General features: G+C 36.2%; 18 protein-coding genes. 1 reads left to right on the forward strand and 17 read right to left on the reverse strand.

The features are described from left to right. Positions 1-14 precede the first annotated feature (14 nt). From IGL32_RS08535 to IGL32_RS08555, 5 genes are read right to left on the reverse strand one after another with little or no spacing between them, the layout of a single operon-like run. Positions 15-2,018 carry a DUF7657 domain-containing protein gene (locus tag IGL32_RS08535; protein WP_016615227.1) on the reverse strand — a complete coding sequence of 668 codons (2,004 nt, stop codon included), beginning with the start codon at positions 2,016-2,018 and terminating at the stop codon, positions 15-17. Further along, a complete protein-coding gene (locus IGL32_RS08540) occupies positions 2,019-4,160 on the reverse strand; it encodes a glycosyltransferase family 2 protein (protein WP_002378512.1) in 2,142 nt (713 codons plus the stop codon). It lies immediately after the preceding gene. An 11-nt stretch (positions 4,161-4,171) separates the two neighbouring features. Next, a complete protein-coding gene (locus IGL32_RS08545) occupies positions 4,172-7,315 on the reverse strand; it encodes a glycosyltransferase (protein WP_085443818.1) in 3,144 nt (1,047 codons plus the stop codon). After that, complete coding sequence (locus IGL32_RS08550) at positions 7,305-8,522, reverse strand: ABC transporter ATP-binding protein (RefSeq protein ID WP_002356901.1); 1,218 nt, start codon at positions 8,520-8,522, stop codon at positions 7,305-7,307. Before IGL32_RS08550 ends, IGL32_RS08545 begins: the two co-directional genes overlap by 11 nt. A 12-nt stretch (positions 8,523-8,534) precedes the next feature. Beyond that, positions 8,535-9,329, reverse strand: coding sequence for an ABC transporter permease (locus IGL32_RS08555; protein WP_002356900.1), 795 nt, complete (start codon positions 9,327-9,329; stop codon positions 8,535-8,537). A gap of 247 nt (positions 9,330-9,576) precedes the next feature. On the opposite strand from IGL32_RS08555, the gene IGL32_RS08560 reads away from it, so the two are divergent. Beyond that, entirely contained in the window at positions 9,577-9,918 is a 342-nt protein-coding gene (locus tag IGL32_RS08560; protein WP_002356899.1) for an EamA family transporter, read from the forward strand. 46 nt (positions 9,919-9,964) lie between these two features. Here the strand turns inward: IGL32_RS08560 and IGL32_RS08565 are convergent, their stop codons facing one another. The 12 genes from IGL32_RS08565 to IGL32_RS08620 all read right to left on the reverse strand — a co-directional run bounded on the left by IGL32_RS08565 (position 9,965) and on the right by IGL32_RS08620 (position 20,314). Next, complete coding sequence (locus IGL32_RS08565) at positions 9,965-11,002, reverse strand: acyltransferase family protein (protein WP_002359901.1); 1,038 nt, start codon at positions 11,000-11,002, stop codon at positions 9,965-9,967. Then, entirely contained in the window at positions 10,995-11,360 is a 366-nt protein-coding gene (locus IGL32_RS08570; protein WP_002359899.1) for a DUF2304 domain-containing protein, read from the reverse strand. The genes IGL32_RS08565 and IGL32_RS08570 overlap by 8 nt, the downstream gene beginning before the upstream one ends. After that, complete coding sequence (locus IGL32_RS08575; protein WP_002366952.1) at positions 11,360-12,085, reverse strand: glycosyltransferase family 2 protein; 726 nt, start codon at positions 12,083-12,085, stop codon at positions 11,360-11,362. Before IGL32_RS08575 ends, IGL32_RS08570 begins: the two co-directional genes overlap by 1 nt. 58 nt (positions 12,086-12,143) lie before the next feature. Next, on the reverse strand, positions 12,144-12,986 hold the full coding sequence (gene rfbD, locus IGL32_RS08580; RefSeq protein ID WP_002356895.1) for a dTDP-4-dehydrorhamnose reductase: 843 nt from the start codon (positions 12,984-12,986) through the stop codon (positions 12,144-12,146). A gap of 92 nt (positions 12,987-13,078) precedes the next feature. Continuing rightward, positions 13,079-14,107 carry a dTDP-glucose 4,6-dehydratase gene (gene rfbB / locus IGL32_RS08585; RefSeq protein ID WP_002359895.1) on the reverse strand — a complete coding sequence of 343 codons (1,029 nt, stop codon included), beginning with the start codon at positions 14,105-14,107 and terminating at the stop codon, positions 13,079-13,081. Positions 14,108-14,131: 24 nt separating this feature from the next. After that, positions 14,132-14,704, reverse strand: coding sequence for a dTDP-4-dehydrorhamnose 3,5-epimerase (gene rfbC, locus IGL32_RS08590; protein ID WP_002356893.1), 573 nt, complete (start codon positions 14,702-14,704; stop codon positions 14,132-14,134). Between the two features lie 12 nt (positions 14,705-14,716). Continuing rightward, positions 14,717-15,583: a glucose-1-phosphate thymidylyltransferase RfbA gene (rfbA, locus tag IGL32_RS08595; RefSeq protein WP_002364387.1), complete on the reverse strand. Its 867-nt coding sequence runs from the start codon at positions 15,581-15,583 to the stop codon at positions 14,717-14,719. 121 nt (positions 15,584-15,704) lie between these two features. Next, positions 15,705-16,418 carry a glycosyltransferase family 2 protein gene (locus IGL32_RS08600; RefSeq protein WP_010825380.1) on the reverse strand — a complete coding sequence of 238 codons (714 nt, stop codon included), beginning with the start codon at positions 16,416-16,418 and terminating at the stop codon, positions 15,705-15,707. Between the two features lie 3 nt (positions 16,419-16,421). Beyond that, positions 16,422-17,249, reverse strand: a complete 828-nt coding sequence (locus IGL32_RS08605) for a glycosyltransferase (RefSeq protein ID WP_002370382.1) — start codon at positions 17,247-17,249, stop codon at positions 16,422-16,424. Further along, entirely contained in the window at positions 17,249-18,037 is a 789-nt protein-coding gene (locus IGL32_RS08610; protein WP_002359892.1) for a glycosyltransferase family 2 protein, read from the reverse strand. The genes IGL32_RS08605 and IGL32_RS08610 overlap by 1 nt, the downstream gene beginning before the upstream one ends. Positions 18,038-18,158: 121 nt before the next feature. After that, a complete protein-coding gene (locus IGL32_RS08615; protein ID WP_002366956.1) occupies positions 18,159-19,295 on the reverse strand; it encodes an MraY family glycosyltransferase in 1,137 nt (378 codons plus the stop codon). A gap of 110 nt (positions 19,296-19,405) precedes the next feature. After that, positions 19,406-20,314, reverse strand: coding sequence for a YihY/virulence factor BrkB family protein (locus IGL32_RS08620; RefSeq protein ID WP_002383768.1), 909 nt, complete (start codon positions 20,312-20,314; stop codon positions 19,406-19,408). Positions 20,315-20,323: the final 9 nt, after the last annotated feature.

Here is a 20,323-nt window from a genome sequence, read left to right on the forward strand (position 1 = left end):
CCATGAATGAATCACTAGTCGTTTATTCGATAAATATATGCCCCGTTCTGATCAGGTCCATATAATTTTTCAAAATGAATCGTTGGTGTGTCTAACGGTTCTAATGGTTTATAAACGACCGCATATTTAATCCCATATTCTTTTAATTTTTCTGGAGATAAACGAGCAATAATCGCATCTTTTTGCATCAACTCTAAAACAGGGGCCTGATTTCCTACTTCAACATTGATGTGCGCATAGCGATTATAAATAAATGTGTCTTTTCCTTTTGGATCTAATGGTTTCCAAGCCTCTAAGTCAGGTGTAAAAGCAACACCGTTAAATGTATGCACACCTAACATTGGCAAATAGCCATACATCAAGCGTTCGCCCACCCACAATTGGTTGGGGTCTTTTTTGTTAATTTCTTCCACTTCTACCGCTAATTTTTTACTATAGACAGCAGAAACGCCTCGAGAAATCGGATTAACAAAGGCACCAGAAACCATAATGATTCCTAATAAGACAAGGACAAATAACGTGCGCCAACGTTTAAATAAAGCAACAATTAAAACGGTAGCGACAACTAAGACACCAATGATGTCCATTCGTGTAACGTATAACCGTAAATTGCCCGTATATAAAACAAAGAAATACAGAACAACATTTAATCCTAGCGCCCCTAACCAGGCCATCATTGGAATTTTTGCTTGGCGATTCCATAAATAATCGATGAACCATAAACTTAACAACACAGCGGCAAACCCGAAGGATAACATCGCCCGTTGTTCTGGCACATAAGACCACAATGTCAACTTAGCAAAAATTGTTGGAAATTGCACGCTCATCCAAACTAAGTTAAATAAACAATACACGAATAAGACAAAACCGTAAATGTTTTCTTTGATTTTTTTATAAAAAATAAATGGTGAGAGCGGCAAAATAACAAAAAATAATTGATAAAAACTACTGATTTCCGAATTATTGGAATATGGAACATCTTGAAACGGCATTTTCCAATTTGTTAAAAATAACAAAATATCGCGTTTAGGCATATCGCCACCTAAACTTACCCGTTTTCCTGGATAAGCGGTATCCATTACTGCTTTTAAGGAATCCAATGAGCCATATAGCGATCCGCCAACAATAATCGCCGTCATCAAGAGTGCCCCACCTATCAGGACCCCATCCCACTTATCCAACTTAATTTTTTTACGAAATTCTAAAAAGAATAAAATTAAAAATAATAAAATCAAATAACCAAGTGGTACTTGTAACGCAGGATAAATAACTAAAACAAATCCTGAGGCCATAATAACAGCCGTTATCGCACAAATGACACGACGTCGAACACTACTATGATAATAGAAATAATTATAAATTCCCACTAAAAAACCTAAGCCAAAAAATACTAAATCTCCAACTGGCGAGACAAACCACCATTGAAGGGCCGAAGAAAACGGAATCCAAACACTTGCTAACAAAGCTAAATATTTATTCCGCCGTGTGACGATCAAGCCAATTTCAAAAGAAAATAAAATTAAGCCAATTAATTTAAGATTCCAATACCATGATAAGCCATATTCTTTGCCTAATAGTACATAGCCCCACGTAAAAGGTTTCGCTAACGTGGCCAAATTCCACGCTGGTGAATTATAGCCTACCACCATGTCTTGCCCATTTAACGTAATCACATCATTATGTGTTTTCAAACCTGTTTGTGTTTGTGAGAGGCTAAATGGGGTTTGAACGAGCCATTCATCCGAGCGAACACCTCTTGGTTCACCAGCAATTAATGAACTTTTTTGACCATCCGCATATTCAGAAACATACGCATCCCACATGTTTAATGAACTACCATGGACTTTAAAGGCGACCAGTAAAATAAAAATGACTGCCGCTAGCAGATAGCGCCAGCGTAACAAATGATCAACCAAGCGAGCACTCTGCTCAGCTTGGTTGCGTAATGGTTGTTTTTCTTTTCTTGTAGTTAGTTGTTGTTCCATCTTTTCGCTCCATTTCGTCATCCGCAATTGCATCTAGTCAATTCGTAATGAAAAGTTGGGAATATCCCTTGTCAGATTAGGATTATAAAATGGATCATTTTCAATTAAAGGTCCCCATTTTTCTTCCATCATCACTTTTTCTTGTTCAAAACGTTTTTTCTTTTTGCCTTTATCATCATATCCACGAGTTTGAGATTCAAAATGATAAAGCTCTGCTTCATGAAGCCAGACATTGTCACGTCCTAAAGCTTGGACTTTCAAGCATAAATCAACATCATTGAAAGCTACGGTAAACGCTTCTTCAAAACCACCAACTGCATCAAAATCTGCTTTTTTCATAAGTAAGCATGCGGCAGTTACTGCTGAATAATTAACATTAATAGCTAACCGACCAAAATAGCCTAAGTCACCATGGGGATAACCATAATGACCATGTCCAGCGACACCACCTAATCCTAAAATAACGCCTGCGTGTTGGACCGTATTATTTGGATACAATAATTTCGCACCTACACAGCCAATCCGTTCTTGCTGAGCAAATGAAACCATCAAGGTTAACCAATTCTCTGTAATCACTTCGGTATCATTATTTAAAAATAATAAATACTCTCCGTGCGCTTTTTTCGCTGCACGATTGTTAATAGTTGAGAAATTGAATGGAATATCGATTGATTCAACGAAAAAGCGACCAGGTAATTGTTGTTCAAATTCTGCATATAATTCGTGCATTTTTGGATCTGTACTTCCATTGTCAGCCATAATAATCTCGTAATTTTGGTAGGTTGTTTTTTCAATAATCGATGAAACACAACGTTGTACGTCTTTATAGCCATTTTTAGTTGGAATAATAATTGAGACTAACTTTTCAGATTCAATGTCATAATAAACATCGTATAAGCCATTCGCCGCCCCATGCGTTGCATGACCATTAATTCCTCGACGAACGAGCGCATCTTGCACGGCTCTTAGCCCCGCTTCAAAAGCATAACCTTTGGAGCCTTGATCCACTGCTGTTGAGGTTGGCAGCATCCGCCAATAGTAAAGAACTTTTGGAATATGTTTGATGCGTTCTTTTGTCGTTTTTTCAGTAAATCTTAAGACTAAATCGTAGTCTTGAGAACCTTCGTAACCTTTTCGAAAGCCGCCAATTTCTTCTAGAATACTCCGACGATACACGCCTAAATGCGAAATGTAATTCGTTCCTAAAAGTAAATCAGGTGACCAATCTGGTTTAAAGGCTGGATCAGAACGATTTCCATCCATGTCAATCTTATCTTCATCACTATAAATTAAATCCAGTTCTGGGTTTTCATTCAGCACTTTAACCACTTCATAAAAAGCATTGATCGCTAATTCATCATCGTTGTCTAGTAAGGCGACAAATTCTCCGGTAGCAATCGCTAAAGCAGAGTTGGTTGCTTCGGAAATATGACCATTTTGTTCACGAAAGACGACCCGAATTCGCTCATCCAATTGCTGGTACTCTGTTAAAATCTTTTTGACATTAGGATCTGTTGAGGCGTCATCGGCCATACATAATTCCCAGTTAGTATAGACTTGATTCAAAATAGAATCAATGCACAACCGAAGCCATTTTTCTTCAACATTATACACTGGCATCGCAATGGAAATTTTAGGCTGATAATGAAATGTTGCGATTTCTTGCGTCATCGCTTCTATGTCTAGTACTTCATTTCTAGCTAACCAGTTAGGATACGAAGCTTGATTTCTTAGTTTCTCAATTTTCGCTCGTTGAATGGTATGAGAAATACCATTTTTAGCCATATACTTAAATCCTTTTTTGGCTTTTATCCAAAGACGAGTTACTTTATCTTCTGTCCCTGGAATCACTGGATATTTTTTATTCAAGGGAAAATCCACCGTTATAACATGTGCTGATGATTGAAAATGAAAAGGGAGTACTTTTTTTTGTTTAATTCCTTCAAGTGTAACAACAAAGCCAGCTTCAATCGCAGGCTCTGTTTGATAAATTTGATTAACATCTTCACGTAAAACGCGCTGAATGTTATAAGCGGACACTTGGTTTTCATTATTAATTGTGAAAGTTGGGCTTTCTTTAGTGATTGTATCTAACGCCCAACCTGTAATGGTTAAATTATTTGTTGTTTTGTCGCGATAGATACTATCAAAGATCACCTTAATGTCTTCATTCATGTGCATTCTCCTTATAGATGTTTCGGATTTCGGTAGGGATCAACTAAAGCTTCCGCGGTCCATTTTTCCGCAAGTTCTTTATAAGATCCTTTTTTATCATGGTTTTGCATTTTTTCGTCTGCTTTCAAAATTGCATAGGACACATATACATTTCGTTTACCAGCGCTAGCAAATTGTAACGATAAATCGACACCCATCCATTCTTTTCCTAAGCTTTCGTTAATTCCTTCTAAATTTAGGTAAAGTTGTTTGTTGAATAGTAAGCAGTCTTCAGTTGCTGCTTGAATATTTCTTGGTAAAGCAATTCTGTAATAGTAACCTAAGCTTTTACCAGGGGTTCCTTTTTCAGGATAAAGTAATCGACCTTTGTCTGTATCAACTGATACTCCCACTGTTTCCACGCGATAGCGTGCGTCAACTACGCGGCCAGTCACTAAACCAGAGGTCTCTTGTTGACCAATGTTCATTAACTCTTTTAACCAATCATTTTTCGTTGGTACCAATCCAGCATTTAATAAAGCCACATATTCTCCCTTAGCAGCTTGAATCATGCCATGACGAGTTTCTGTTGAAACATAACGAAGACGGTCATTTTGGATATTTATTTGATTCTCGAAGCGTGCAGGCAATAGAATTTCATAATTTGTATAGGCAGTTTTTTCTAATAATTGACGTAAGTAGCTACTCATATTCTCTGTATCATTCGTAATAATCAATGATACCATCGGCACATGATCATAAAGATAGTTAATTTTATAGGAACCATAAAATTCGGCAATCTCTACTTGTGCTTTTAAGCCACGGCGTTCCGTCGCCGCTTGAACCGCTTTTTGACCAGCCACATAGGCGTAACCTTTGCTTTCAGGGTTTAGAGCAGTCGATGATTCAATGGCACGCCAATGATACATCATACCAGGAATGTGCTTGATTTTCGTTGCTTGTTCCGTTGCTCGCAATACGAAATCATAGTCTTGAGCGCCGTTATATGCTGAGTTCAATCCGCCTACTTTTTCTAATAAATCACGTTTCACAACAACAAAGTGTGTAATGTAATTATGATTTAAAATCAGTTCTGGATTCCAGTCCGATTTGTAAAACGCGTTGAAGCGACGACCATTTTCTGTAATTTTATCTTCATCAGTATAAAGAAAATCAATCGTTGGGTCTGTATTTAAAGCTTTGACCACTTCATATAATGCTTGTGGCGCTAATTCATCATCGTTATCCATGAAACCAATAAAATCGCCAGTAGCAATCGACAAAGCTGAGTTAGTTGCTTCTGAAATATGTCCGTTTTCTTCGCGATAAATAACTTTGATTCGTTGATCTAGTTCTTTATATTTTTCTAGCATTGGCTTAATATGTTCGCTTGGCGATGCATCATCTGCTAAACATAACTCCCAATTTTCATAGTACTGATTTTGTAAAGAAGAGACGCACGCTGCAAGCCATTTTTCTTCGACATTATAAACAGGCACAGCGACAGAAATTTTAGGCTGAAATTGGAACGTTTTAATTTCCGCTAAAACTGCCTCCACGTCAACAGGGGCTTCTGCTTTTTCTTGTCGTTTAAAGTACCACTTCACTGAGCCCATCAAACCACGTGTCTGAATCGAACGCCATGCTCGATCAAATTTCGTGCCTGGTTGAACCATGTTTGGACGCTCCACCACGTATTGAACCTTCTGGCCTGATTTGGTGTCAATGTTTAACGTGTAGGCTGGTAAATCTTCTGGATCTTTAATCGTAATTACAAAACCATAATCTTGATCGCCTTCTAATTCAAACATATCAATAACATCACGACGGTATTCTGTTTCCACCGTATAAGTGACTGATTCACTAGCTTCTGCAATGCTGAATCTTAGCGGATAATTTGTTTGTTTGTCATACGCCCACCCTCTGATAACAGAAACGTTATTTTCTACATCGCGAGCAATATCATCGATGGTTAAATTAATCATTTTATCAAATTTAGTTAACGTGATTCGTTTATATTTTCCAGTAGGCATAGGGGCAGTCTCCGTCTGTTTATTCATTTCTTCTAAAAATTGATTTCTTTCATCTAACAGTGCATGAATAAAGGTATTTTCACGTTCTGAATAGTTGCCTTCAAAGAAATAATCAATGTCTACTGTCAGGTCTTTGCCTGCCATTTGTGCATCGGTTACTTCGATTACAGGTACTTGCGTATCTAAGAAATAATAGATATTCTCTTGTACCAGAAAAGCATTCGTGGCTGCGACTGGGACTGTCTCGCCGTCTATCGTCATGGATAATTTAACAATTGCCCCCGTTAAACTTGGGAATAATTTTATCAGTTGGACGTCTTCTGGTATCTTCAGTTGGAACTGTTTTGTTTCAGGTTTTTGTAAATCAACTGGTTGATCCAACTCAGTCTCTTTTTCTTCGCCGCAATTAATTAAAATATGAACGTTTTTTTCATTGTATGAATTTACTGGTGTCACTCGCTCTGGCTGTTCTACTGGTTCAGCAGTCAAGGCAAAAAAGTACTGATACACTTCGCCAAAGGGACGCGCTTTAAAAGCTGCTTGCACTTCTACAGGTAACGCTTCATACGTCGTAGGAATTTCGTTGTAGCCAACTTGATTAAATGTAAAATCTTCTTTGGCAATGTATAAACCAACTTCTGCAAAAACTTTTTCAAATCCTTCTTGTAAATAGAATGATTTATGCGTAGCATCCAACAGCCCAGTTTCATTCCACGTTAAACGATTATTAAATAAATCAATTAAGACCGAATTATGCGCCAAATTAGGGAAAGTGATTAAGATTTGACCGCCTGGTTTTAAAAACGGTTTGACTTTTGCTAAGGCGCTTTGAGGATTCATTAAATGTTCCAACACATCTGCAAAAACGATATAATCAAACGTCTTACCAGCAAAGTATTCGACCCAATCATTTTCATCAATATTGCCATAAAAGGCATCTGTTGAAAATTGACTGACATGATCATAAAGTTCTTTGTCTAATTCAACAATTGAGACCTGGCACTTTTTTTCTTCCATCAAATAGCTAGTCATTCGCCCATTACCTGGACCAAATTCCAAGACATCACTATTTTCTTTGATTTGTGCTACGATTTTCCCAACACTGGTACTCTCGTCTGTTTCCATTTCAAAATCATACTTCATCTTTTGTCGTATCCTTCCATTTATGATCTAAGATGACAATTCCTTCTCCGGCATAACGACCGGTAATAAACATCGTCACGTATTTTGTTTTGTAGACTAATGGGACTGTTGCATGTTCCTCAAAGAAAGCAATATCAAAATAATATTCACCTGTTAATAATGACATTTTTTCATATTCTAAATAAAAAACATTCCGTCCTTTTTTCCAAGGAATTTGCACGCCATCTAACAACGTATTTAAGCCACAGACATAATGATTGTCCACTGTTCGAATAGCGACCCCACAAACAGGCTTCTTAATTTGGTCATTTTTGACAGTATATTCAATTTTTACAATCACTTTTTCATCTTGCGTTACCATTTCTAATGGTTCATAATCCGCATTTAAAAGTTCCGCATGATCCACTTCAATAATATCTGGTGTTGGGGTTTCATCTTTCATGGTCGCTTCGCGGTCAACCGTTTTAATTGATTTCTTTTTCAAAAAGTTTTCGTAGTTGGTCGTCACGTCCATCGTATCTCCATATTCAACGACTTTCCCGTGTTGCAACCAAAAAGTTCTGTCACAAAAACGACGAATGGAGTTTACATCGTGAGAAACAAATAAAATTGTTTTACCAGAATTTTTAATTTCCGTAAATTTTTCCATACATTTTAATTGAAACTCTAAATCCCCGACAGCCAACGCTTCATCGACAATTAAAATATCGGGATCCACGTTAATGGCTACCGCAAAAGCCAAGCGGACAAACATACCACTAGAGTACGTTTTAACTGGTTGATACAAATGATCGCCGATGTCAGCAAAATCAATGACATCTTGGACACGCTCTTCCATCTCTTCTCGGGAAAAACCCAAGACCATTCCATTTAAGAAAATATTTTCATATCCTGAATATTCAGGGTTGAAACCTGAACCTAATTCAAGCAACGCTGAAATTTTCCCATTAATCACCATGGACCCGGAGGTTGGTGTTAGTACTCCTGTAATAATTTTTAACATGGTTGATTTCCCAGAGCCATTTTCGCCGACAAAACCAATCATCTCGCCTTTTTTAATTTGCATCGTGACATCGTCTAACGCATAAAACAAATCGTGGTAGGATTTTTTGGTTGGACTAAGCGCTTCTTTAAACCGATCGGACGGCTTTTTATACATGTTGTATGTTTTGGTAATATGTTGGATATCGATTGCATATTCTGACATGTCGTTCTCTCCTTATAGTACATCTGAAAAATGTGGTTTTAAGCGTCTAAACACGGTTGAGCCAATTAATAGTAAAACAATAGTAACTCCCCAGAAATATAAGCTATATTGCCAATGTTCCCAGAACCATGCACCACCTAAATAAGATTCGCGGTATCCTTGAACAATATAATATAATGGATTGATTTTTAAGATTGTCGCAATCATTCCAGTTGGTTGCCATAAAATTGGCAATGTCCACATAACTGTTTGCATAATGATATTGATAAATTGCATAATATCAGGTAAAAATGGTTGTGTTGAAGCAGTAATCCACGTAATTGCTGTTAAAAAGACTAATAAACAAGCTAAGTAGTAAATTAATTGCAAACTGTACAGACTTGGGTAATAACCGTTAGCTGTAGTAATTACAAAACCAATTAGAATGAAAAACAAGTGGGTGTACAAGTTCGATAAAATTTTAGATGTTGGTAAAATTTGTACATTAAACACGACTTTTTTAACTAAATAACTATATTCACGAAACACATTCGTGGCTGATAATAACGAATCTGAAAAGAAGAACCAAGGTACCATCCCTGTTACTAAATAGACAATGAATGGCATATTGTCGCCAGCTCTAGAACGAAGGCCTACAGAAAAGACAAACCAATACGTCAAAACAGTTACTAATGGCGTTAAAAACGCCCAGACAATTCCTAGTGCTGAACCAGCATACTTGGCCTTAAAATCATTAAATGAAAATTGTAATAACAATTTTTTGTTCTGAAAAATATTCTTGAAAATTGAAAATGTTTCTTTAAACATATACTTATTCCTTCCGTAATAAACTATTTTTATCTAAAATTTTTGGATACAAAAATGCCATTTTAAACAACATTTCTATTTTATCGATAAACGCCTAGCTTTTCAATAGTAGACCCCTTTTTATAAAGAAAAATTTAACTGATTTCGCTATATTAAAAAATCTTGTCCAATTTTTAGGAGATTATGCTACAATAATGGAGGTCTTGCATTTTTTTGCACGGAAATTATTTTTGAGAGAAGGGAAATTATGGTTCTTTTTATTATTTACGTATTTCTGTCTTCTGCTGGTCTGGTCTTATTTAAACTAGGTTCTAGCAGTTTGAACATCCAACTCCAACAAACAATCTTTTCAATGAATATCTCACTTATATCTTTATTAGGTTTATTTTGTTATTTAATTAGTTTTATTTTATGGATGTTAATTATTAGTCGTTCCGATGTTTCTTACATTGTTCCTTTAGGCGTTGCCTGTACAAACATCGCTATTTTAATTGCTTCAAATCTTATTCTAAAAGAGACAATCACAACGAATGCCCTTATTGGTGCTGTGGTTATTATTGTCGGCATTGTGATTATGAATCTTAAATAAAACAACAAAGACCTTAAACTCCAACTTAAGGTCTTTGTTGTTTTATTTAATATAGATTTTTAAGCCAATAAAACTGTCTCAGTTCACTTAATTTAATGATAATATAACTAAAAACAATTAACAAAAAAACTTGTACAATATATGTTTTAAAGTTATCGTACGTTAACTTTTGAATCCCTAATTGACTAGCTGCATAAAATAGTAAATATTTTATCGGATTTTGCGCTAAATAAATAATAATACTAGATTTTCTTAAAAAGTCACTTCCAGGAATACGTATATTTTCTAAATTAAAACTTAAAATAACCACTAACACAGCAACTATTGGTAACGTAAAATAATTTTGTGCATCATAAAAAACACCTAATTGTTGCGCAAATTTCACTTCCTTTAGTCCTACATAAGAAAAAATAACAATACCTAAAACTAAGAATAAATTATTTAAAGGTTTTTCAAATACATAGTTTGCTAAAAAATAGCCTATAATCACATAACAAATCGTAGAAATCATCGAAAAAGATATAGAACCATAAAAAGGCACTTGTTTAATCCATTCAATGTCAAAGTACCACTTACCATAAGTAGAAGTAAATACTCCTATCAGAAAGCTAACAATTCCAATTGTTAATAATACTTTCTCACCAAAATAACTTCGGATGTAATAAATAATAAATACACTCATTACTAATGCGATTAAATACCAAGAAACACCTATTCTGGGGACATAGCCTAATAATATGCTCAGTATAAATGATATTTTTCCTCTTAAATCCATTTCCCCTTTAACAAAATTCATAATAGATACGATAAAGAAGGGAATGTAAAAGATCAACCACGAAAGATATACTTTTAAGATTCTTTTTATATAATTGAATAGTATTTTTTTATCTTTTTCTTTTTCTCTAAAAGAAATTTTTTTAAACAAAAAATATCCAGATACTATGAAAAAAAACGGAACAGAAAAGCGGGCTAATATTTTCAAATCACTACCCAAAATAGATTTAGAGGGAAAGGTATGAATTCCAACTACACTTAATGCAGCAATAAATTTGAAGGCATCCAATACATCATTGTTTTTAGTCATTTTTCCCCTCTCTATTCTCCCATTTTTCTTCAGATTTCATGATAGATAATTCTTGCAATAATGTTTTAATACGATTTTCGTGTTTTGAAATCAACACAGAATTTTTAATTTCCATGATTAAAAGGACAATCACCGCAGCTGATAATAAGAAGTTTGATGTTGTTTCAAACCCAAAGGCCATTGCTAACCATTCTGCCACATGCGGGAAAATAGCAAAAATAATTAAGACAATTGAGATTAATAACCAAATCAAAGCATTTTTTAGGAGAAAAATATTTTTATTAATCCCTCGAATAATGTATAAGAAAAAGCCAATTGCAAATAAAAATAAAGCTAGCCATAACACGGTTGGTAGCATTAATCTCCCTCCTTCATAAAGGCAGCAATCAGAATTGCTGAGCCGACTTCCAGCATATACTTCACAGAAGCCAAGGCACGAATCGAAGAAACACCACCAAGCCGTTCCATCATATTGACAGGTCTTTCAACAATCACAAAACGTTTTTTAATTAAGTGAACAATCGATTCTGGCTCAGGATAATTTGTCGGATAACGCTTTGCAAAAAAAGCAATCACTTTCCGATTTCCTGCTCGATACCCTGAAGTCACATCATAAATTGTTTTACCAGAAGCCATTCGAATGCAAAAAGATAACAAACGAATACCAAAACGGCGCATTTTCGTACTTTGAAAAGCCGCTTCGTTTCCAGGAATGAAACGAGAGCCAATCGAAAAATCACATTTACCCTCTGCTAATGGTTCCAGTAAAATAGGTAAACTATTGATATCATGTTGACCATCACCATCAAACTGAACCGCAACATCATACTCATTTTCTAAGGCATATTTATAGCCGGTCTGTACCGCCCCGCCAATACCTAAATTCAACACTAAATGAATGGCATTAATTTGGTTGGCTTCTAAAATTTGTTTGGTTCCATCTGTCGAGCCATCATTAATTACCACATAATCCAATTCATGTTGAAAATGCGTAACTTCCTGTTTAAATGTTTCAATGGAAGCAATCGTCCGCAAAATGTTTTCTTCCTCATTGTAAGCAGGAATGATTAAAAGTACCTTCATAAAGAGAAACACCTTTCCACTTTTTCTCTAACAAAACCCCTCACTTACACAAGACAATTTATTGTTGAACATTTTCTAACATTTGTGCTAAGGCTTCTTGCCAAGTAGGAATTTTAAAGCCTAACGCTTCTGTTTTACTTAAATCCATGACAGAATATTGTGGTCTTTGCGCCTTTTGTGGAAATTGAGTTGAATCCACTGGCAGTACTTCCACTTCAGTATCTTTTAAAATTTCTTTAGCAAACTGATACCAGCTACAGCTGTTTTCATTAGACAAATGATAAACACCAAATGGCGCTTTTTCTGCAATAACAAATGCCATAAATTCGGCTAACGTTCTTGTCCAAGTTGGGCGGCCAAACTGATCGTCCACTACCGTTAGTTGGTCTCTTGTTTCCGCTAATTTTTGCATGGTAAAGACAAAGTTATGACCGTATTGACCAAATACCCATGATGTTCGAATAATATAATAGTCGTCCAGGATTTCTTGGACCGCTTGTTCACCTAATAACTTCGTCCGACCATACTCATTTAAAGGATTCGGTTGATCATCAATCGCATAGACGCCTTCTTTTTTAGTTCCATCAAAAATATAATCTGTACTTACGTAAACAAGTGTCGCCCCCACTGCTTTAGCAGCTTCTGCAACATGACGTGTGCCATCTACATTCACTTTTTCATCTAATTCCTTGCCTTCGTCTTCTGCTTTATCAACAGCTGTATAAGCAGCACAATGATAAATGACGCTTGGTTGAATTTCTTTCACTTTTGCCAACGTACTATCCGCATCAGTAATATCTAATTCTGTGGAATCCGTTGAAACATACTCAATTCCTTGTTCGTCTAATAGGTGACGTAATTCTGTGCCCAATTGGCCATTTCCACCAGTAATTAAAATCATTTTTTTCGCTCCTTCTTGAAAAAAAGGCAGGGCAAAGTAGCTTTTGTACTTTGCCATCGCCTTTCGACTGTTATCTCACATGTCAGAAAAAATTACTGACCATTTTGTGCATATTTTGCTTCAACAGCTTCTTTATCTGCACGCCACCAATCTTCATTTTCTGTATACCACTTGATTGTTTCTGCCAAGCCTTCACGGAAATTCGTGAATTCTGGTTCCCAACCTAATTCTTCGCGTAATCTGGTTGAATCAATCGCATAACGTAAGTCATGTCCTGCACGATCGTTGACATGCTCATAGGCATCAACGGGTTGTCCCATTAATTCTAAAATTAATTCCATCACTGTTTTATTGTCTTCTTCACCATCGGCTCCAATTAAATACGTTTCGCCAATTTGCCCTTTTGTTAAAATTGCCCAAACAGCCGAAGAATGGTCGTTTGTATGAATCCAGTCACGAACATTTTTACCAGCACCATAAAGTTTTGGTGTAATGCCACTTAAGACATTGGTAATTTGACGAGGAATAAATTTTTCAATATGTTGATATGGACCATAGTTATTTGAACAGTTTGAAATTGTTGCTTGTAAGTTAAAAGAACGGACCCACGCTTTGACTAACAAGTCAGATCCTGCTTTTGTTGAAGAATAAGGGCTTGAAGGATTGTAAGGCGTTTCGGCAGTGAATTTTTCCCCTTCGCCTTCTCCATGTCCTGGTAAATCTTCTCTTAAAGGTAAATCGCCATAAACTTCATCAGTCGATACATGGTGGTAACGAACATTGTTTTTACGACAAGCTTCGATCAATGTGTACGTCCCAATCAGATTGGTTTGTACAAATGGGAATGGGTCGTTTAATGAGTTGTCGTTATGCGATTCAGCAGCATAGTGAACAACCGCATCTGTTTCAGCGACTAAACGATTAACTAATTCAGCATCAGCGATATCTCCTACGACTAATTCCACGCGATCACTCGGTAGACCTTCAAGATTTTTTTCATTTCCTGCATACGTTAATTTATCTAATACAGTTACATGAACTTCTGGATGATTCTTTACAACATAATGAACAAAATTTGAGCCGATAAAACCAGCTCCACCTGTTACGATGATTTTTTTCATAATTGAAACTCTCCTACTTTTTTCTTAAATTTCGCCATAGATAAACGGATTTTCCGCTTCAAATTCTTTTAAGGTTGGATGTTTTTGATCCTTTTCTGACGTAATCGCTTTTTCTGGCGCAATTGGCCAATCAATAGCTAACGCTGGATCGTTAAAAGCAATACCGCCGTCTGCTGCCGCATTGTAGTAATTGTCACACTTGTACATAAAATTCACGTTCGGTGTCAAGGTGACAAAACCATGAGCAAAACCTTTTGGTACTAAAAGCTGACGGTGATTATGTTCTGATAAAATGTAGCCTTCCCATTGACCATAGGTTGGACTCCCTTTACGAATATCAACAATCACATCTAATACCGCACCTGTTACAACGCGAATTAGTTTTGTTTGCGCAGCTTCGCCTTTTTGAAAATGCAATCCACGCAAGACACCTGCTTCTGTTGATAATGAATGATTATCTTGGACAAAGTCAAAGTCTAATCCATGTTCTGCAAATTTAGCTTTGGAATAACTTTCTGTAAAAAAGCCACGATGATCACCGAAAACATCCATTTCGATAATTTTGACATCTTGTAATTTTGTATCAATAACTTTCACGTTTCTTCGCTCCTATTCTGCTGCTAAACGTAGCAAGTATTGGCCGTAGCCATTTTTCTTCAATGGTTGTGCCAATTCTACCAATTGTTCTTTTGTAATATAGCCCATTCGATAAGCAATTTCTTCCAAACAAGCGACTTTTAAATTTTGACGTTTTTCAATTGTTTCAATAAATGTTGACGCTTCTAATAAGGATTCGTGTGTGCCTGTATCTAACCAAGCAAAGCCACGGCCCATTACCTCAACAGAAAGTTTATTTTTTTCAAGGTAGACTTTATTAACGTCTGTTATTTCTAATTCCCCACGTTCTGACGGTTTGATCCCTTTCGCAATTTCAACCACTTCATTGTCGTAAAAATACAAACCTGTCACTGCGTAATTTGACTTCGGTTGTGCTGGTTTTTCTTCAATAGAAAGCGCCCGCATCTCTTCATCAAATTCTACCACGCCGAAACGCTCTGGATCATTTACATGGTAACCAAAGACTGTTGCCCCTGATTCTTTAGAAGCCGCTCGTTGCAACATTTTTGATAAGCCGCCACCATAATAAATATTGTCCCCTAAAACTAAGCAGACACTGTCATCACCAATAAATTCTTCACCAATAATAAATGCTTGCGCCAAACCATCTGGGCTTTCTTGTACCGCGTATTCGATATGAATGCCTAAATCATGGCCATCGCCGAATAAGCTTTCAAAACGTGGTGTATCTTCTGGTGTAGAGATAATCAAAATTTCATTAATTCCCGCCAACATTAACGTTGACATTGGGTAATAAATCATTGGTTTGTCGTAAATTGGCATTAATTGTTTTGATGTTGCTTTTGTTAGCGGATATAAGCGTGTCCCGCTTCCGCCTGCTAAAATAATTCCTTTCATGAACAATCTCCTTAAATACTTCTATTTTTAGTTTCTATAAAACCAAATATCCTTCCCTATTATCGCATTAAGCATAGGGTTTGTCATGTTTTTTACGTAAATTTTACAAATCTGTAAAAGTTTAGCGTTGTTCCTTTAAACGCTGATGTAAAGCTTTTAATAAATTCACACGCCAATTTAATTTTTGTTGGAAACTTGTTTTGGTAATAATAGGGCTGACATTCGCTCCATGTCTTCGGTAAAGCACTAATGGTTCTTTAATGAGACCCGTTTGCTTTTTCCGTGCAGCTAATAAGCCAATCCACATATCATGCATAGGAACTTCTGGCGGAATGGGTAAAATGACGTTTTTCATCTCTTGACGAAAGGCCATACCTGCCCCAATATAGCCACTTTTTATCGCATTTCGCCAAAATCCTGGTTTGACTTTTCGAAACTTAAAATAAGAGGGATTGGTAACTTCTAAATCCGCATCAACAATTTTCAAGTCACTAATAACCACTTGGATGTCAGGGTGCGCTTCAAAATATTCTGTCACCGTCGTTACTTTATTTGGCAACCAAACATCATCTTGATCTGCTAAAAATATCACTTCGCCTTTCGTATGCGTAAGCGCAAATGCAAAATTAGCAATCACTCCTTGCCCTGGACCTTGTAACAATTGAATTTGGGGATAATTCGCTGCATACGTCCTCAAAATTTCCAACGTATGATCAGTAGAACCATCATCTGAAATAATTAGTTCATCTTCTTCACTGACTTGTAAAAGAATACTATCTAATTGTTCCGCGAGATATTTTTCTCCATTATATGTCGCAATACAAACTGAGATCATAGATTATCCTTTCATTAACTTGAGAAATTCTGCCAATGTTTGCCGCCAAATTTGGCGATTTTTGACAGTTAAAAATTGCTTACTACTGCGTAAAAATAAATGGCGTCGATGATGGGAAAACTTTTCTTGATCATATCGACGATAAAATAACGTTTCTGCTTCAATAATAGAGCGATAACGTTGAGGACTCATTGTACGATAATCTAAAACAGACAATTCTTGTTTTAGGTGGATTGGTAAGACTTCAATCTTTTTATTGGCTTGATTCAATTGATAAAAGAACCAATGATCTAAATAGTCCAAAGGAAATTCTTCCGAAAATCCTTCCAACCAGCGCAGTGTTTCTGCCGTAATGACTGTACCAGAATTGATAGCCATCAACGGTTGGTTGGCTATCCCTGCTGTTGGCTTTGCTCCTTTAAGTCCAACATATTGATCACTATAAACTGGCGAAATTTGTTGTCCATTTGCTTCTACAATTGGAACATAGACTGCCACAGTCGGATCTAACGGCATGATGATCAACGTATCAAAATAAGAAGCTGGCACTTCTGTGTCTTGGTCAAGGAGCAACAATAATTCACATTGATTCGTTTGACTAAAAGCAATCGCTTCATTATAAGCGGTCGCTAGGCCTGGATTATCAGGATTATGTCGATAAGTAACATTTTGTTGTAAAAATAATGCATCTTCTTGAGGAAGTGGGCTGTTGTCATAAATAAATAAGTGCAATTCGGGGTGATCTACCACTTCTTTTAATAACAAATAATTCGGCGTATCAGCCATTTTCATTTGATATAAGACGATGACTACCGCTAATCTTTGACTCATTAAAAGAACCTCCAGCCCCATTTGTTAAAAAATTTTCCCATTGATTGCATAAAGATTTTAAACAATTTTCGACTTTTATGGGCGCCCTTTTCATACATGTGAACAACCGTTTCAAAAGGCGTATAGAGAATCCGATAGCCTGCTTTGCCAAAGCGTAAACATAAATCGTTGTCTTCAAAGTACATGAAGAAACGTTCATCGAACCCACCAATTTCAACGAATTTTTCACGATCAATCAACATAAAACAACCTGAGCCCATTTTAATATCCGTTGTTTCTGTATCCGACAAATCGCGACATTCATAAATGCTCAAACGTTTATCAAAAATTTTCTTTACAAATTGAAAGGGAATAAAACGTAACATATAATCGAAGACATCTAATTTTTGACGAACTAAATATTGCGTCGTGCCATCTTCATTTAACACTTTAGGGCTAACGACTGCAATGTTCTTATCTATTTTGATACGGTCTAATAGACGATCAAGCACGTCTTTAGTAACCAAAACATCGGGATTAAAAATAATTGCATACTTTGTCGAAGCATTGAATAACACTTGATTATGACCATGACCAAACCCTTGATTTTCTTCAGCGCGATGGATAGTAATAAATGGTTCATATGTTGTTAATTTTTCAAGATACGCTGTTTCAGAATGATTGTCATAGATATGAATATCATAGATACTATCAGTACCCAGTTCGGCTTTTAATTGGTCTAGTACATTAAAAATGTAACGACTATTATAAGTGACAATCGAGATTGTTACCATTTCTTGCATGCTCATTTCTCCTTACTACTGAAACATCGTCTTAAAAAAAAAGCATATGTTTCACACATATACTTTTTTAAGTTTAATGGAATTATATCATAGGTTTACGCTCTCGCAAAGCAACCTAAAGATTTCTTTACTTTCTCTTAGAATGCTTGCCAAGTCGCTTTTTCATTTGCTCCTGACGATATTCACGATTCCCTAAAATCCGTAACAAATACATCAACGGTTGATGTCCTTCGCCAACTAGACCGATTAGTTCAATGAATAGTTCTAAGCCAATTAAACAAAAGACAATTAATAAAATTGATGCTACTGTACTTGAATAGCTGAACAATAAAGAGACAAAGGAAAAAACTAACGCTAATGCATAAATAGTCATGACCGCCCCTTTATGGGTAAAACCTAAAGATAACAAGCGGTGATGCAAATGCATTTTATCTGCTGAGGAAATGGGCTTCTTGTTCAATAGCCGTCGAATAATTGCATAAACCGTATCCGTAATTGGCACACCTAAAATCACCATTGGCGTAATTACCGTAATAAACGTAGCATTTTTCAAGCCCTGTAACGACATTACTGCAATCATAAACCCGAGGAATAACGCCCCGGTATCTCCTAGAAATATTTTAGCCGGATAAAAATTGTATGGGAAAAATCCCGCAATGCTCGCAACTAAAATAAAAATAACAATTGGGATATAGACCGTTTTAGCATGTAGGAAAAAATACCCTGTAATACCAATCGTGGTTAATCCAATAATGGATACGCCTGATGCTAAACCATCCAAACCATCAATTAAATTTACTGCATTCGTAATCGCTAAAATCCACAATAAAGTTAGTGGTAAACTAAACCAGCGCAAATCAATCATTCCAACAACTGGCAACGTCACAAAATCTATCCGAATTCCAGCAACAAAATAAATAACTAATGCTGCTAACAAAATACCGATTGTTTTTTTCATTGGAGTAATTTCTTTAATATCATCAATGAGGCCTGTCAAAACAACCATTCCACCAGCCAAAATAATCGGCCAAATATAATCTTGTGGGATAATCGAACGAAAAATCAATAAACATGAACTAGCAAAAGCAATGTAGATTGCAAGTCCTCCTGCTGTAGGCATATTTTTGGTATTGATTCGTCGCTCTCCTGGTGCATCATAGGCGCCAATCCGAAACGCTAGAAGCTTAACAAGTGGTGTTAATAGCAAAGATAAGATAAATGTCATAAATAAACGTATCAAAACTTCATAAATAAATAGTGACATAGTCGAACCCACTTTCTTCTCGTTCAGGGTATATTATACCGTAAACTGAAGCATTTACAAGCTGAAACATGTGTTCTGGCAACGGTTTAGACTTTTTTAAAGAAATCCATTTATTTTTTCTTTTTAAACCATCTAAACAAGCGTTGTTCAAAACTTGGTTGTTTTTTTTCTTTATCTCCAGATAAGTATTCATCGACGACAGCGTTGACAATTGCTCCTAAAATAATAATCGTGGCAGCAAAATTCAACCATAACATCAAGATGATAAAACTCCCAATGATTTGATAACTTGCGATTCTAGAACTAAAATATTTTACGTACAAACCAAAAATTTGTGATAATAGCATCCAACCGACTGTCGAAAAAATAGCCCCTGGCAAAATAGAACGTAACGATAATTTCCGATTAGGAACGACCGCATAAATCAAACACATAATCACTAATAAAACAACGGTCGTTAACGGCCATTTTAACGCTTGGAAAGTATCGATCACAGACGTTGAGTAATGGAAAATTGGTTGCAGTAATTCAATAATGTACTGACCCAGACCTAAAATTACTACTACACCAACAATCGCTACCATAAATAACAAAATAACTAAAAATGAGACCACTCTTACGAGAATAAAATTTTTCCTTTGTTCGACACCAAAAGCTTTATTCATCGCGTTTTGTAGTGCATTAATACTTTGACTGGCACTCCAAAATGCTGCTAAAGCGGAAACAGAAAGCAACCCGCCTGAACGTTGAGTCAGTAGTGAACGAATCGCTGGTTCTAAGTTCTTATAAACATCTTTCGGAATCGCCTCTGCAATATAAGGCAACACAGAATTAGGGTCGATTCTTAAATAAGGTAAGACATTACCTACCGCAATCAGTAATGGAAACAGCGAGAGTAATAAATAATAGGCAACAACCACTGAGCTGTTGCCTATTTCGGCTGTGACCATGTGACTTTGCGTTGTCTCAATAAAACGCATCAAAGATTGATTCTTTTTGATGTTGTCGAGAAACTTCATCACACACTC

This window comes from Enterococcus sp. AZ035, assembly GCF_050548325.1.
Lineage (GTDB): Bacteria > Bacillota > Bacilli > Lactobacillales > Enterococcaceae > Enterococcus > Enterococcus faecalis.

Coding starts and splice junctions, on each gene's coding strand:
- IGL32_RS08550 (WP_002356901.1), bottom strand. CDS start 8,522: ATGTCAGAATATGCAATCGATATCCAACATATTACCAAAACATACAAC.
- IGL32_RS08560 (WP_002356899.1), top strand. CDS start 9,577: ATGGTTCTTTTTATTATTTACGTATTTCTGTCTTCTGCTGGTCTGGTC.
- IGL32_RS08545 (WP_085443818.1), bottom strand. CDS start 7,315: ATGAAGTATGATTTTGAAATGGAAACAGACGAGAGTACCAGTGTTGGG.
- IGL32_RS08605 (WP_002370382.1), bottom strand. CDS start 17,249: ATGAGTCAAAGATTAGCGGTAGTCATCGTCTTATATCAAATGAAAATG.
- IGL32_RS08575 (WP_002366952.1), bottom strand. CDS start 12,085: ATGAAGGTACTTTTAATCATTCCTGCTTACAATGAGGAAGAAAACATT.
- IGL32_RS08565 (WP_002359901.1), bottom strand. CDS start 11,002: ATGACTAAAAACAATGATGTATTGGATGCCTTCAAATTTATTGCTGCA.
- rfbD (WP_002356895.1), bottom strand. CDS start 12,986: ATGATTTTAATTACTGGTGGAAATGGCCAATTGGGCACAGAATTACGT.
- IGL32_RS08600 (WP_010825380.1), bottom strand. CDS start 16,418: ATGATCTCAGTTTGTATTGCGACATATAATGGAGAAAAATATCTCGCG.
- IGL32_RS08540 (WP_002378512.1), bottom strand. CDS start 4,160: ATGAATGAAGACATTAAGGTGATCTTTGATAGTATCTATCGCGACAAA.
- IGL32_RS08615 (WP_002366956.1), bottom strand. CDS start 19,295: ATGTCACTATTTATTTATGAAGTTTTGATACGTTTATTTATGACATTT.
- IGL32_RS08620 (WP_002383768.1), bottom strand. CDS start 20,314: ATGAAGTTTCTCGACAACATCAAAAAGAATCAATCTTTGATGCGTTTT.
- IGL32_RS08570 (WP_002359899.1), bottom strand. CDS start 11,360: ATGCTACCAACCGTGTTATGGCTAGCTTTATTTTTATTTGCAATTGGC.
- rfbB (WP_002359895.1), bottom strand. CDS start 14,107: ATGAAAAAAATCATCGTAACAGGTGGAGCTGGTTTTATCGGCTCAAAT.
- IGL32_RS08535 (WP_016615227.1), bottom strand. CDS start 2,018: ATGCAATTGCGGATGACGAAATGGAGCGAAAAGATGGAACAACAACTA.
- IGL32_RS08555 (WP_002356900.1), bottom strand. CDS start 9,329: ATGTTTAAAGAAACATTTTCAATTTTCAAGAATATTTTTCAGAACAAA.
- rfbA (WP_002364387.1), bottom strand. CDS start 15,583: ATGAAAGGAATTATTTTAGCAGGCGGAAGCGGGACACGCTTATATCCG.
- IGL32_RS08610 (WP_002359892.1), bottom strand. CDS start 18,037: ATGAGCATGCAAGAAATGGTAACAATCTCGATTGTCACTTATAATAGT.